Source organism: Streptomyces sp. NPDC002853, assembly GCF_053591915.1.
The window spans coordinates 158,281-171,557 of sequence record NZ_JBSFUS010000013.1 but is presented as its reverse complement, the minus strand read 5'-3'; the positions used below and the strand labels follow the sequence as shown (position 1 = coordinate 171,557).

The window sequence follows — 13,277 nt, the reverse complement described above, 5'->3', positions numbered from 1 at the left end:
CCGAGTGGGAGCCTGCCTCTCACTCATGTACGCGTCAACAGTTTCTGCAAGATATTTCAACCATCCGTCTTGGGGGCGGGGTTATTGCTGCAAGAACTTGCGTCAATTCACTTCTTACTCAGGGGTAGGCTCGCCGCTTTCCTTGTTATACGGTCTGTCTAACAAGCGGGCCGCAGCGCATTGCGGGACGGCGCCCCGGTCCGTTGCCTGAGCGAACACGACGACGTACGCATCAGAGTCAAGGAGCCGCAGCATGGCAAGCAGCACTGTTCGGCCGGCAACGCAGGATCACCCCGAACAAGACGACGTGGCCCGGCGGTTGCTCGACTCGGCCGCCGAGCTGGCCTACGACCCGGCCACCGAAGTCGACTGGGAGACCCCCCTCGACCGGGACTTCCACGGCGCCAGCCCGGAATGGTGCTCCCTGTACGGCACGGCCTACTGGCAGGAGATGACCGAGGCGCAGCGCAAGGAGCTGACGCGGCAGGAAGCCGCGTCGGTGGCCAGCACGGGCATCTGGTTCGAGATGATCCTCCAGCAAATGGTGCTCCGCGACGTGTACATGAAGGACCCGGCCAGCGACGAAGTGCAGTGGGCGCTCACCGAGATAGCCGAGGAGTGCCGGCACTCGATCATGTTTGCCCGCGGCGCCCGCAAGCTGGGCGCGCCCGCCTACCGGCCCAAGCGGTTCGCGATGGAACTGGGCCGTGCGTTCAAGACGGTGGCCTTCGGCGAGGCGGCCTACGCCGCGATCCTCGTGGCCGAAGAGGTCCTCGACGTCATGCAGCGCGACTGGATGCGCGACGAGCGCGTCGTGCCGTTCGTCCGCACGATCAACAACATCCATGTCGTCGAGGAATCGCGGCACATGAAGTTCGCCCGCGACCAGACGACCAAGCGCCTCTCCACGGCGGGCCCGCTGCGCCGCCAGATCAACGCCTTCGTCGTCGCCATCGCCTCGTACTACATCGTCACCAGCATGGTGAACCCCAAGGTGTACGAGAACGCCGGGCTCGACGAGAAACGCGCCTTCGCCGAGGCGAAGGCCAACGAACACCACAAGTCCATGATGCGGTCGAGCTGTTCGGGCCTGATGGAGTTCCTTGCCTCCTCCCGGCTGCTCACCAAGCCGGCCCTTGCCTTCTACAAGCGCGCCCACCTCATCTGAGCCCACCTCTTCTGAGCCAGCCTGATCTGAGTGGGCCTCACTTGAGCCGGCCTCACCAGACCCGAGCGAGTCGAGCCGACGACATGACCTCCTACGCCATCACCCAGACCTGCTGCAACGACGCCACCTGCGTCGCCGTCTGCCCGGTCAACTGCATCCACCCGACCCCGCAGGAAAGGGCGTTCGGCAGCACGGAGATGCTGCACATCGACCCGGCCACCTGCATAGGCTGCGGCGCTTGCGCCGACGCCTGCCCGGTCGAGGCGATCTTCCCGGTGGACAGCCTGCCCGTCGCCCAGCGTGAGTACGAGGCGATCAACGCGGCGTACTTCGCGGACCGGGCACCCGAACCCGCCCCGGACGGGCCGAACTTCCACGCCTGGGACGAACCGTCCTTCCCGCGGGTCCTGCCGTCGGACTTCGCACCGCTCAAGGTCGCCGTCGTCGGCACGGGACCGGCCGGGATGTACGCGGTCCAGGACCTGCTCCTGCACACCAGCGCCGAAGTGACCCTGATCGACAGGCTGCCCGTGACCGGCGGCCTCGTGCGCTTCGGGGTGGCGCCGGACCACCCCGCCACCAGGAAGGTCGGCGACACCTTCGCGCGGTTCCACACGCACCCGAGGGTGCGGATGCATCTCGGACTCGACGTGGGCGCCGACGTCACCGCGCAGGAGCTCGCCGCCCATCACGACGCGGTCATCTACGCCGTGGGCGCGTCGGCCGACCGCACGCTGTCCGTGCCGGGCGAGGACCTGCCCGGCAGTATTTCCGCAAGGGCCTTCGTCGCCTGGTACAACGGCCACCCGGACGCGGCGCCGGACGCGATCGACCTGTCCGCCGAGCGGGTGGTCGTCGTCGGCAACGGCAACGTGGCCCTCGACGTCGCCCGCATCCTGCTCGCCGACCCCGACGCTCTCGCCCGCACGGACATCGCCGACCACGCGCTCGCGGCACTGCGGTCCGCGAAGGTGCGCGAAGTGGTGCTGCTCGGCCGGCGCGGCCCCGAGGACGCCGCCTACACCAAGTCCGAACTGCTCGCCCTCAAGCACATACCGGGCCTGGACCTGGTGGTGGACGACCACGACCCCCGCACCGCCGCCGCCATCGACGAAGGGGACCGGTCGACCGACCCCAAGGGCAGGGCGGCCCTCCTGCGCGGCGTCACGCGCGAGCCCGTCGACTGGGCGCAGGCGCCCGCCCCCGGTCGGCGCATCGTGCTCCGCTTCCACTCGGCCCCGCTGGAGATGCTCGGCGACGCAACCGTCCAGGGCGTGCGCGTCGCGGAGGCGTCGGGGGAGCGGACGATCGGCACGGGCATGGTCCTGCGCGCGATCGGCTACCGCGGGGTGCCGGTCGCAGGACTGCCCTTCGACGAGGCCACCGGCACCGTCCCGCACGAGGGCGGCCGGGTGACAGGACAGCCGGGCACCTACGTCGTGGGCTGGATCAAGCGGGGGCCCAGCGGTGGCATCGGCGCCAACCGCACCTGCGCCGCCGAGACGGTCACCACGCTCCTGGCCGACGCGGTCGCGGGCGCGCTGCCCGCCCGGCGGAGCGCCCCGAAGGCCTTCCACCGGCTCGCCCGGCGCCGCAACCGCAAGGGCAGCGCCGTGCTGAGCCGCTAGGACGGCTCACTTCGCGTGGGCCTCGGCCAGGGTGTGCGCCACCAGAGCGTTGGCGTGCCCGTGTCCCAGGCCGTGCTCGGTCTTGAGCCAGTCCACGAGATCCATGTGCTTGGTCAGCGGAGACGAGGCGATGAGGTCCTTCCACTCCGCGATCGGGCGCCCGTACTTCTTCTCGATCGAGGGGAAGTAGCTCGCAGGGCCCTTGGTGGCTTCGGTCATGGTGACGCCGTCCTGTCTCGCGGAGTGTTGTTGCCAATAGGACCCGAGGGGCGCGCTCGAGTCATCGCGCGGCCGGGGTGTCGTGGGTCACACTCCGGCCGGTGATTTCTGCGATTGGCGGGGTCCGAGGGCCGGGCTTAGCCTGAGAGCGGTGAACGCCGCCGTTCACTGCCTGACTGATCCAACGGCACTCCCATGACAGGCTCGCGTACGACACCCCCGGAGCCTGCCGCCTCCCCGAAGCGGGGCAGCGGCAGCGGTATCGCACTCCTCGTCATCGCCTCGTGCCAGTTGATGGTGGTCCTCGACATCACCATCGTGAACATCGCTCTTCCGCACATCCAGACCTCGCTCGGCTTCTCGACCGAGACCCTGTCCTGGGTGATCAACGCCTACACGCTGACGTTCGGCGGTCTGCTCCTGCTCGGCGGGCGCCTCGGTGACATCCTCGGGCGCCGCAGGGTCTTCATGTTCGGCGTCCTGCTCTTCGTCTTCGCCTCGCTGCTCGGCGGACTCTCCCAGGAGTCCTGGCAGTTGCTCGCGGCGCGCTCGCTGCAGGGCGTCGGCGGTGCCATCGCCTCGCCGACCGCCCTCTCGCTGATCACCACGACCTTCCGCGAAGGACCCGAGCGCAACCGGGCGTTCGGCGTGTTCGCGGCCGTCTCGGCGGGGGGCAGCGCCATCGGACTGCTCGCGGGCGGCCTGCTCGTGGAGTGGCTCGACTGGCGCTGGGTCCTGTTCGTGAACATCCCCATCGGCCTGCTCATCGCCTTCGCCACACCCCGCTACATCCGTGAGTCCGCACGGCACCCGGGACACTTCGACATCCTCGGCGCCCTCGCCTCGACGGTGGGCATGGTGCTGCTCGTCTACGGCTTCATCCGTGCCTCCGAGGACGGCTGGAGCGACAGCGTGACCATCGCGGCCTTCGCGGCGGCCGTCATCCTGCTCGGCCTGTTCCTCGCCGTCGAGCGCCGCTCGAAGCAGCCCATCACGCCCCTGTGGATGTTCCGTGACCGCAATCGCGCCGGTGTCTACGGGATGATGCTGTGCCTGGCAGCGGCCATGTTCGGCATGTTCTTCTTCCTGACGCTCTTCGTGCAGAACATCCTGGACTTCAGCCCACTGCGCGCCGGTCTGGCCTTTCTGCCGGTGAGCGCGATCATCGCGGTCGGCGCGGGGCTCGCCTCGCAGCTGCTGCCCAAGTGGGGGCCCAAGCCCTTCATGGTGGTGGGCGCGGTACTGGCCGCCGCGGGGCTCGGCTGGCTGACGCTGACCGACGTCGACAGCACGTACGTGGGAAGCCTGCTCGGCCCCGTGCTGGTCTTCGGCTTCGGCATGGGCATGCAGTTCGTGTCGCTGACGCTGATGGCGGTGTCGGGCGTGGAATCGCGGGACGCCGGAGCTGCCTCCGGGATCCTCAACGCCACTCAGCAGGTGGGCGGTTCCCTCGGCCTGTCCGTCCTCGTCACGGTCTTCGGCACGGCCAGCCGCAACGAGGCCACGGACCAGGTCCCCCGGTTCATGGCGGAGGCGACCCGGGCCGAGCAGCTTCAGTTCCGCAGGACGGGGGAGCTCCCGGGGCGCTGGGGTGATCAGGTCCTCGCCTCGGGCATCTCCGGTTCCTTCATCGCCGCGGCCGTCTTCGCCTTGGTCGCCGCGCTGATCGCCCTGCTGGTCATCCAGGTGCGGCCCGCCGATCTGGAGCGCCTCCAGGGCGGCGGCGGCATGCCGCTCGCGCCCGCCGCGGACGCGCCCGAGCAGTCCGCGGGCGAGCAGGACGCGGGCGAAAGTTCTCCTCCCCGCCAGGGCCCTTCGGCGCCCGACTGAATCCGCCTGCGCACGCGCCTGCGCGGCGCCCCGCCGACGGATGGCCTGATTCCCTTGGTGTGCACGCGAGTTGATTGCGGGCAGACGTAGTATGACCAGCCGATCGAAGGCGGGGCGGTGGGGGCGGCGCGGGGCAAGGACCCATGGAGACGGGCTTGGACACGGACACCGACTACCGCTTGCTGGGCCCTGTCGAGGCGTGGCGTGCGGGCCGCCGCCTGAGTCTCGGCGGACCCAAGCCGCGCGCACTGCTTGCGGCGCTGCTCCTGGAGCCGGGACGGGTGGTGTCCGTCGACGCGCTGATCGACGCCATCTGGGGCCAGCGGCCGCCGGACACGGCACGTTCCCTGATCCAGTCGTATGTCTCCGCGCTGCGCCGCGCGTTGTCCGCCGATGTCATCGAGACCCGGCCGCCCGGCTATCTGATCCACGCGGACGCCACCCTCGTCGACCGCGTCGAGTTCGAACGCCTCGCCGTACGGGGCAGGCAGGCGGCCGCGGAAGGGGATCATGGAACCGCCGCACGACTGCTCGGGGACGCCCTGGCGCTGTGGCGTGGCCCCGCGCTCGGCGGGATCGGCGAGACGCTGCGCGCCATGGCCGACCAGCTGGACGAGGCGCGGCAGGCGGCCCTCGAGGAGCGGATCGCCGCACAGCTGGCCCAGTCCGGCCGTGAGACGGACCTGGTGGCCGAACTCACCGCGCTGGTCTCCAGGCACCCCACCCGGGAGCGGCCACGGGGCCAACTGATGCTCGCCCTCTACCGGTTGGGGCGCCAGGCCGACGCGCTGGCCGTCTATGCCGAGGGCCGCGAGGTGCTGGCCCAGGAGCTCGGCATCGATCCCGGCCCGGACCTCAGACGGATGCACGAGGCGATCCTGCGCGCCGACGAGGATTTGCTGCCCGCCGGGCGGCTCGCCCCCGAGCAGGCCACCGGCTCCCGGGATGCCGCGGGCGTCCCGGTGGCGGCCCTGCTGCCGCCCACCATCGGCGACTTCACCGGCCGGGACGCGCAGCTGGCCGACGTGCGGGCCGCGCTGTCCGGGCCCCGTGAGGCCATGCCGGTCGTCGTCCTTTCCGGCCCCGGCGGTGTCGGCAAGTCGACTTTGGGGGTGCGGGTGGCGCACCAGGTCGCCGAGGCGTACCCGGACGGGCAGCTGTACGCCGAACTGCGGGGCGCCACGGACCCGGTGGCGCCCGGCGAAGTCCTCGGCCGGCTCCTCTACGCCCTGGGGGCCGATCCGCCCGACGGGGACGCCGAGCGACGCGACCTCTTCCGCAGCCTGGTCTCCGGACGCCGCGTGCTGCTCGTGCTCGACGACGCGGCCAGCGAGTCACAGGTACGCCCGCTGCTTCCCGGCAGCGCCACCTGCGGGGTGCTCATCACCGCGCGGGCCCGCCTGGGCGCCCTGCCCTGCACGCACCGCACCGATCTGGACGTCCTCGACACCGGGCCGGGCACCGAGCTTCTCGGCCGTGTCGCGGGGGAGCGGCACGTCAGGGACGAGCCGGAAGCCGTCCGGCGCATCGTCGAGCTGTGCGGCGGGCTCCCGCTGGCCATCCGGATCGCGGGCGCCCGCCTTGCCACCCGCCGCCACTGGACCGCGCGCATGCTGGCCGACCGGCTCGCCGACGAGCACCACCGCCTGGACGAACTCGCCGTCGGTGACCTGGAGGTCCGGGCCGGCCTCGGCATGAGCTACCGGGCCCTGGACGCCCCCGCACGCACCGCCCTGCGCCGCCTCGGCCTGCTCGCCGCACCCGATGTCGCCGCGTGGGTGGTGACCGCCCTGCTCGACGTCCCGGAAGCGGAGGCGGACCGTGTCGTGGAGCAGCTCATCGACGCACAGCTCCTGCACTGCACCGGCGTCGACCGCGCGGGCCAGCCCCGCTACCGGCCCCACGACCTGGTCCGCGTGTACGCCGCCGAGCGCGCCGACGCCGAGGATCCGCCCGCCGAACGGGCCGCCGCCGTCGGCCGCGCGCTGGGCGCCTGGCTCTGGCTCACCGGCCTCGCCGCGTCCGCCACGCCCTCGGGCGCGGTCGAACTGCACCGCGGGCTCCTGGACTCCACCAGCTCCAACGACTCCGCCCGCTCCCTGCGACAGCTCGTGCGGCCCGTCGGGCCCGAAGCCACCCAGCGGGCACTGGCCGACCCGGCCGCCTGGTTCGAGGCCGAGGCCGACGCGATAGCCGCCGCCGTCGAGCGCGCGGCAGCCCTCGACCTGCACACCCTGTCCTGCGAGGCCGCGGCGGCGCTGTGCTCCTCCGCGTACACCGTCGGCAACCGGTTCGAGGCGTGGTGGCGCACCCATGACGCGGCGCTGGCCGCGGCCCGCCGTGCCGAGGACAGGGCGGGCGAGGCGCTGTTGCTCATCGGTCTCGGCCAACTCCGTTACGAACAGGACCGGTTCCCCGAGTCCCAGGGCTACTTCAAGCAGGCGGCAGGGCTCTGCGCCGAACTCGGTGACGTACGCGGTCGTGCCGCCGCTTTCGCCGGGCTCGGCAGCGCCCTGCGCGAGGCGGGGCGGCTGCGTGCGGCACAGGAGACGCTGGTGCGTGCCGTCGACGGGTTCCGCGAGCTCCACGACGATCCGGGATTGGGCCTGTCGTGCCGGTACGCCGGATCCGTCCAGCTCGAACTCGGCGACTTCGCGGCCTCCCGCTCCTTCCTCGACGAATCGCTGCGGGCCTACCGCAGGCTCGGCAGCCGACGCGGCGAATCCCTCACACTGCGCTCGCTCGGCCTGGTGCACCGCGCCCTCGGCGAGTACGCGGCGGCGGAGGAGCTGTCGGGGCGCGCGGTGGATTTGCTGAGCACCCTGGGGGACCCGCTCATGCTCGCGTACGCGATGCAGGCGCGGGCCAAGTCCCGCATCCGGCTGGGACGTTGTACCGAAGCGGAGGCCGAGATCCGTGACGTTCTCGACATCTGCCGCGGCCAGCACGACCGCTTCGGCGAGGCCCTTGGCATGCGCACCCTCGGCGAGTGCGAGCTCGCCGCGGGCCGCCTGGACGCCGCCGAACAGCACCTGACCGCGGCCGCCGACCTCTGGAACGACCTGGGGCTTCCGCTTCCCCGCGCCCGCACCCTGCGTGACCTCGCGGCGGCGCGCGAGGCGGCGGGGGACCGGGCGGCGGCAGGTGCGCTGCGTGCCGAGGCGCGGGAGGTCTTCACCGCGTACGAGGCACGCGAACGGAACGAGCCGGGGCTCTGAGCCGCCCGAAATGACGGTCCTGCAATCCGCTTGCCCCGGACTTGCAGAGAATTTGCAGCGGCCTGCGTCACGCTGTGGTTGTCGGCGGGTGAACACGCCGACGGCAACGGGGGATCGCAGGAAACAACGGGGGACTCAGCGGAATTCATCGGGGGAAGCACGGGGGAAGGCCACTGATGCCTCGTACGGCCCACACCACCGACACCGTCGGTCGTGTGGGCCGCTCGTCGCGTAGCGCCCCTGCCAGGGCACGGAGGGGACTTCGGGGCCGGGCGGCAGCCCGTCCCCGGAGCTGTGCCCGCCGTCGTCGCCACGAAGGGGCAGAGATGTCGTCGATCATCCTCATGAACGATCCCAGAGTCGTCGGCATACCGGTCCACGACTGCGGCGACGCCCTCGTGGACCTGCGTCAACTGCCTTTCGTCGACGTCGACGACCGCCTCGCCGACCCGGACGGGGCCTACGCCCAACTGCGGGAGGGCGTCGCCTGGCGCCTGGCCCGCGCCGCCCGGCTGCTGCCCGAAGGGCTGCGCCTCCTGGTCACCGAGGGATTCCGGCCCCTGGCCCTGCAGATCCAGTACTTCGAGGAGTACGCGGCCGAGCTGCGCAAGGCGAACCCCGACTGGTCGGAGGAGTACCTCCGCCGGCAGACAAGCCGCTCCCTCTCCCCACCCGAGGTGGGCCCGCACGTGGCGGGGGCGGCGGTGGACCTGACCCTGTGCACGACATCCGGCACGGAACTCGACCTCGGCACCCCGGTGAACGCGAGCCCGGAGGAGAGCGAGGGCGCCTGCTACATGGAAAGCCCGCTGCTCTCCCCGGCGGCCCGCCGCAACCGCCGCACCCTCACCGCGGCCCTCGCCACCGCGGGCCTGGTCAACTACCCCACGGAGTGGTGGCACTGGTCCTACGGCGACCGCTACTGGGCCCTGGTGACGGAGGCACCCAGCGCGCGGTACGGGCCGGTGACGATGGACGTCCCGGCGCCCTGATCACCGGCACACCTCACCCGGAGCGGGCGACGTGCGGCGGGCCGCCGGATCGGAAGGTGCCCGGAAGGAGAGAGCTTCCCGCTACGGAGAGGACACCGTCATGCCGATCGCCGGTGCGGTGCGGCCGCTGACGGGGCGCGTGGTCAAGCAGCTCGTGAACGTCACCATCCTCGACATGGCGACACGGCTGGCGGCGCAGGCGTTCCTGGCCGCGCTTCCCCTGCTCATCGCGGTGTCCTCGTTCAGCCCGGAGGCCGTGCGGCGTGAACTGCTGCGCTCGCTGCGCTCCATGGTGGGCTCCGGCGGGCCCGTGGTGGCGCAGGCCGAGGGTGTGCTCGGAGGCGGGGACACCGCGACGCACAGCTGGGGCACAGCGGGCGTGCTGGTGGCGCTGCTGTCGGCGACCGCCTTCACCCGGGCCCTGCAGCGCACCTGTGAACGCTCCTGGGACCTGCCACGCGCCGGTGTGCGTCTGGTGGCCTGGCGCTGGGCGGCGTGGCTCCTCGTATGGGTGGCGATGCTGATCGTGCAGGGCATGTTGTACCGGGCCTTCGGAGTGGGCCCCGCCCTCGGTGTCCCGCTGCAACTTGTGGCATCGGTCCTGATGTGGTGGTGGACCCAGCACTTGCTCCTCGTCGGCCGCGTTCCCTGGCTGCCCCTGTTGCCGGGGGCGCTGCTGACCGGCACGGGCGCGGTCTCGTTCTACGCCCTGTCGGGGCTCTGGCTGCCGCGCGCGCTCCGGGTGAGCGAGGACCGCTACGGAGCGCTCGGTTCGGTCTTCACCGTGCTCTCCTGGCTGATCCTCTACTTCACCGTCGTCGTGTTCGGCATCGCGATCGGCCGCACGCTCGCGCAGGAGGACTCGGTGCGACGACGGCTTGGGCCGGCGAACGGCGCGTCACGCTAACACGGCGGCCACCCTGCCCTTGCGCACCGCCGAGGCCAGCGCCCGGTGGTCGCGCTCGTTCTGGTCGGCGTACGTCTCCGCGAACCGTGCCAGGGCCTGATCGAAGGTGTCGGAGCCGCCCAGGTAGGCGGCGACGGCGATCCGGTCGCCGGAGCGCGCGTGCGCGCGGGCGAGGGTCGCCCCGCACATCCGGCCGAACAGCCGCATGACGTCGGGGGTCATCAGCTCGGCCTGCGGTATGGCTTTCCAGTCCCGCAACTGCCGCAGATAGAAGTCGCGTTCACGCCCGTCCAACCCCTCGACCCGCTCCCAGCCCAGGAACATGTCGCTGGTCGCCTGCATCAGACGCTGTCCGGCGACGACCCGCTCCCCCTGGTTGAGGTGGCTGCTCGCGCCCGCGAACTCCGCGAGCACCGACGGTTGCGCCTCCTTCGCCTGCAGCAGGAGCGGATCGGTGTCGTCACGGCCGAGCAGCAGGATGATCCAGCAGCGGGTCCCGACGCTGCCCACCCCGACCACCTTCCGGGCCATGTCGACCACCCGGTACTGGGCCAGGAGCGCCCGCCGGTCGGCGGGCAGCGTCAGCGCGTACCGGTCGACCAGCTCCCGCAGCTGGTGCTCCAGCTGCTTGCGCTCGACCCCCGGCAGCAGGTCGTCGAGGGGGGTGATCAGGGGCGGGTCGGGCGCGAGCCGCAGTTGGCCGTCGACCACCCGGGCCAGCTTCTCCATGGCCTGCAGATGGTCGCGGGTACGGGCCTTGCTGAACGTCTTGGACACCCTTCGCCGCGTCCGCGCGTCGAGCTTGGCGGACATCAGGGCGTGCAGATCCTGCGCGTCGATCCGCGAGTACCACACGGCGAGCGTCCGCATCCGGGCGAACTTTCTGATCGACTCCCGGTACGAGCGGACGGTCGCGCGCACCACCCGGGCCCGCTCCGAGGACTTGAAGCCGTTGTCGCGTCCCGCGATGACGAGGCTGACCACAAGGCGTTTGACGTCCCACTCCCACGGTCCGGGCAGCGTCTCGTCGAAGTCGTTGACGTCGAACATCAGATGCCGCTCCGGTGAGGCGAGCAGCCGGAAGTTCAGCATGTGGGCGTCTCCGCACAGTTGGGCCCGCAGGCCGCTGTCCGGTGTGTGGGCCAGGTCGGTGGCCATGATGGCGGCCGCTCCGCGGAAGAAGCGGAACGGCGACTCGAGCATGCGGCCGTAGCGGATCGGCACGAGCTCTCGCAGCCTGCTCGCCGACTGGCGCTCGATCACGTCGACCGGGTCGGGGCGGTCCGGCGCGGGGGTGAACTCGGCGTGGTCGGACCGCCGGGCACGGGACCGGCCGGCCCGCCCCAGGGCCGCCCTTTCCCGCGGGGTGAGGTGAAGATGCGTGGTCTCGGTCATGGCGCGCTCCCTCCAGACCTTGAGGACTCTGGGGGCGGCCGCGAGGCCCGGCGTCACCCCGCCGGTGTGAGGTCGCCTGCCAGGGGTGAGGCCCGACGGGCTCCGGGGCCGCAGACTGAGAGGCATGGAACCGACGATGCGAGTGCAGCGATGGCTGGCCCGTGCGTCCCTGGCATCCGCCGCTGCCGCGGTGCTGGTGCTCGGAGTGTTCGCGGGTGTCAAGACCTTGGCCCTGCTGGGCGTGGGGCTCGCGGGCCTGGCGATCACGGCCGCCGCGATCTGGTGGATCCTCAGCAGGCGGGGCCTGCCACGGATTCTCGCGGTGCTGCTCGCCCTCACTGCTCCGGTCTGGGTGCTGGTGGAGTACACCCAGGCCAGGCTCACCTGGGTGGTCCTGCTGTCCGGTGGGCTGTGGCTCCTCGCGGCGGGTACGGGCCGTGCGGCCCTCTCCCGGCACAAAGCCCCTGATCCGATGCCGGAGCGCCCGGCCGCCGAGTTCCGCCATCCGGTCCTGATCATGAATCCACGTTCCGGGGGCGGCAAGGTGGGCCGGTTCGCGCTGCGAGAGCGGGCGGGCGCGCTCGGCGCCGAGGTGGTGCTGCTGGAGGGGAGCGGCGAGATCGACGTGGCCGCCCTCGCCCGCAAGTGCGCGGCCGAGGGCGCCGATCTGCTCGGCGTCGCCGGCGGCGACGGCACCCAGGCGCTGGTCGCCGAGGTCGCCGCCGCCCTTGACCTGCCCTTCCTGGTGATCCCGGCAGGCACCCGCAACCACTTCGCCCTCGATCTGGGCCTGGACCGTGACGACCCGTCGACGGCCCTGGACGCGTTGCGCGACGGGGTGGAACTACGGGTGGACCTCGGCCGGGCCGGCGGGCGGCCCTTCGTCAACAACGTGTCGTTCGGCGCCTACGCCGAGGTGGTGCAGAGCCCCGCCTACCGGGACGACAAGACACGCACCACCCTCCAATTGCTGCCCGACCTCCTCGTGGGCCACAAGGGCGCGCGACTGACGGCTCGAGCCGGCGAGTACGACTTCACGGACCCGCAGGCACTGCTGGTGAGCAACAACCCGTACGGCACGAACGACATCGCCGGTCTCGGCCGCCGGACGCGCCTCGACGGCGGGGTCCTCGGCTGCGTCGGCATCCGGGTCACCAGCGGCGCGCAGGCCGCGGGACTGCTGCGCGGCGGGTCGGCCGCCGGACTGACGCGGGTGACGGCCACCGCCGTGTCCGTCGACGCCGACCAGGAGGAGATCCCGGTCGGCATCGACGGCGAGGCGGTGCGCCTGCCGACCCCCGTGCACTGCGAGGTGCGGCCGGGGGCCCTGCGCGTGGTCGTGCCCAGGTCGCGGCCGGGGCTGTACCGGGAGCGCCCGCGCCTGGACTGGCGTCAGCTCGTCAGGCTCGGGCTGACCTCCGCCGCACGGGCGCCCTCCGTTACATAGGCGCCCCGTAGACCTTGTGCGCCTGCCGGTGGCCGTACGTGGCCAGCGACCAGATCACCAGGACGTCCAGGGCGATGATGATGGCGGACCACATCGGGTGGTACGGAGTGAAGAAGAAGTGCTCCATGGCGCTGAGTGCCGCGACGCCGATCCCGACCGCGCGGGCCCAGGTGTGGCCGGAGAAGATGCTGAACGCCGCCGCCAGGACCAGGGCACCGGTGAGCATCTGGATCCAGCCGCGGACGTTGGGGTTGAAGTCGAAGGGATACTCGTTCTGCGATTGGTAGTAGTTGTCCTCGAGGATCGTGGTGAGTCCCGCGATCAAGTGGAACGAGCCGATGATGCCCAGTACGCACACCGCGAAGACCACACCGCCGACGGCGACCGGATTGATGCGGGGCTGTGGTTCGGGCGGGTTGGCACGCGACTGACCCGGTGACATCTGCTCAGTCATGTCGAACCTCCTCCTGGGT

At 71.5% G+C, this 13,277-nt stretch carries 10 protein-coding genes; 7 read left to right on the top strand and 3 right to left on the bottom strand.

Features of this window, described 5'->3' with window-relative positions; translation table 11 throughout:
• Positions 1-253: 253 nt before the first annotated feature.
• Together ACWD02_RS33055 and ACWD02_RS33050 are read left to right on the top strand one after the other, a co-directional pair.
• Entirely contained in the window at positions 254-1,168 is a 915-nt protein-coding gene (locus tag ACWD02_RS33055) for an AurF N-oxygenase family protein (protein ID WP_451217283.1), read from the top strand.
• An 83-nt stretch (positions 1,169-1,251) separates the two neighbouring features.
• Positions 1,252-2,796: an FAD-dependent oxidoreductase gene (locus ACWD02_RS33050; RefSeq protein WP_451217280.1), complete on the top strand. Its 1,545-nt coding sequence runs from the start codon at positions 1,252-1,254 to the stop codon at positions 2,794-2,796.
• A 6-nt stretch (positions 2,797-2,802) separates the two neighbouring features.
• Here the strand turns inward: ACWD02_RS33050 and ACWD02_RS33045 are convergent, their stop codons facing one another.
• Entirely contained in the window at positions 2,803-3,015 is a 213-nt protein-coding gene (locus ACWD02_RS33045; RefSeq protein ID WP_451217277.1) for a DUF4287 domain-containing protein, read from the bottom strand.
• 195 nt (positions 3,016-3,210) lie between these two features.
• Here ACWD02_RS33045 and ACWD02_RS33040 point away from each other — a divergent pair, with 195 nt between their 5' ends.
• The 4 genes from ACWD02_RS33040 to ACWD02_RS33025 all read left to right on the top strand — a co-directional run bounded on the left by ACWD02_RS33040 (position 3,211) and on the right by ACWD02_RS33025 (position 9,962).
• On the top strand, positions 3,211-4,845 hold the full coding sequence (locus tag ACWD02_RS33040; protein WP_451217274.1) for an MFS transporter: 1,635 nt from the start codon (positions 3,211-3,213) through the stop codon (positions 4,843-4,845).
• Positions 4,846-5,000: 155 nt separating this feature from the next.
• Positions 5,001-8,063 (top strand): BTAD domain-containing putative transcriptional regulator, encoded by a 3,063-nt coding sequence (locus ACWD02_RS33035; protein WP_451217271.1) that lies wholly within the window; start codon positions 5,001-5,003, stop codon positions 8,061-8,063.
• A 326-nt stretch (positions 8,064-8,389) separates the two neighbouring features.
• Positions 8,390-9,055 carry a M15 family metallopeptidase gene (locus tag ACWD02_RS33030; protein ID WP_451217268.1) on the top strand — a complete coding sequence of 222 codons (666 nt, stop codon included), beginning with the start codon at positions 8,390-8,392 and terminating at the stop codon, positions 9,053-9,055.
• A 100-nt stretch (positions 9,056-9,155) separates the two neighbouring features.
• Positions 9,156-9,962, top strand: coding sequence for a YhjD/YihY/BrkB family envelope integrity protein (locus tag ACWD02_RS33025; protein WP_451217265.1), 807 nt, complete (start codon positions 9,156-9,158; stop codon positions 9,960-9,962).
• Here the strand turns inward: ACWD02_RS33025 and ACWD02_RS33020 are convergent.
• The gene (locus tag ACWD02_RS33020; RefSeq protein ID WP_451217262.1) at positions 9,954-11,357 is read right to left on the bottom strand and encodes a DUF2252 domain-containing protein; all 1,404 of its coding nucleotides are present in this window, start codon (positions 11,355-11,357) and stop codon (positions 9,954-9,956) included. The genes ACWD02_RS33025 and ACWD02_RS33020 overlap by 9 nt on opposite strands.
• Before the next feature lie 124 nt (positions 11,358-11,481).
• Between ACWD02_RS33020 and ACWD02_RS33015 the strand changes: the two genes are divergently transcribed.
• Positions 11,482-12,804 (top strand): diacylglycerol/lipid kinase family protein, encoded by a 1,323-nt coding sequence (locus ACWD02_RS33015; RefSeq protein ID WP_451217259.1) that lies wholly within the window; start codon positions 11,482-11,484, stop codon positions 12,802-12,804.
• Here ACWD02_RS33015 and ACWD02_RS33010 read toward each other — a convergent pair.
• Complete coding sequence (locus ACWD02_RS33010) at positions 12,797-13,258, bottom strand: DUF7144 family membrane protein (RefSeq protein WP_451217256.1); 462 nt, start codon at positions 13,256-13,258, stop codon at positions 12,797-12,799. The two genes, ACWD02_RS33015 and ACWD02_RS33010, sit on opposite strands and share 8 nt — an antisense overlap.
• Positions 13,259-13,277 lie beyond the last annotated feature (19 nt).

Coding starts and splice junctions, on each gene's coding strand:
- ACWD02_RS33055 (WP_451217283.1), top strand. CDS start 254: ATGGCAAGCAGCACTGTTCGGCCGGCAACGCAGGATCACCCCGAACAA.
- ACWD02_RS33030 (WP_451217268.1), top strand. CDS start 8,390: ATGTCGTCGATCATCCTCATGAACGATCCCAGAGTCGTCGGCATACCG.
- ACWD02_RS33015 (WP_451217259.1), top strand. CDS start 11,482: ATGGAACCGACGATGCGAGTGCAGCGATGGCTGGCCCGTGCGTCCCTG.
- ACWD02_RS33010 (WP_451217256.1), bottom strand. CDS start 13,258: ATGACTGAGCAGATGTCACCGGGTCAGTCGCGTGCCAACCCGCCCGAA.
- ACWD02_RS33020 (WP_451217262.1), bottom strand. CDS start 11,357: ATGACCGAGACCACGCATCTTCACCTCACCCCGCGGGAAAGGGCGGCC.
- ACWD02_RS33050 (WP_451217280.1), top strand. CDS start 1,252: ATGACCTCCTACGCCATCACCCAGACCTGCTGCAACGACGCCACCTGC.
- ACWD02_RS33045 (WP_451217277.1), bottom strand. CDS start 3,015: ATGACCGAAGCCACCAAGGGCCCTGCGAGCTACTTCCCCTCGATCGAG.
- ACWD02_RS33040 (WP_451217274.1), top strand. CDS start 3,211: ATGACAGGCTCGCGTACGACACCCCCGGAGCCTGCCGCCTCCCCGAAG.
- ACWD02_RS33025 (WP_451217265.1), top strand. CDS start 9,156: ATGCCGATCGCCGGTGCGGTGCGGCCGCTGACGGGGCGCGTGGTCAAG.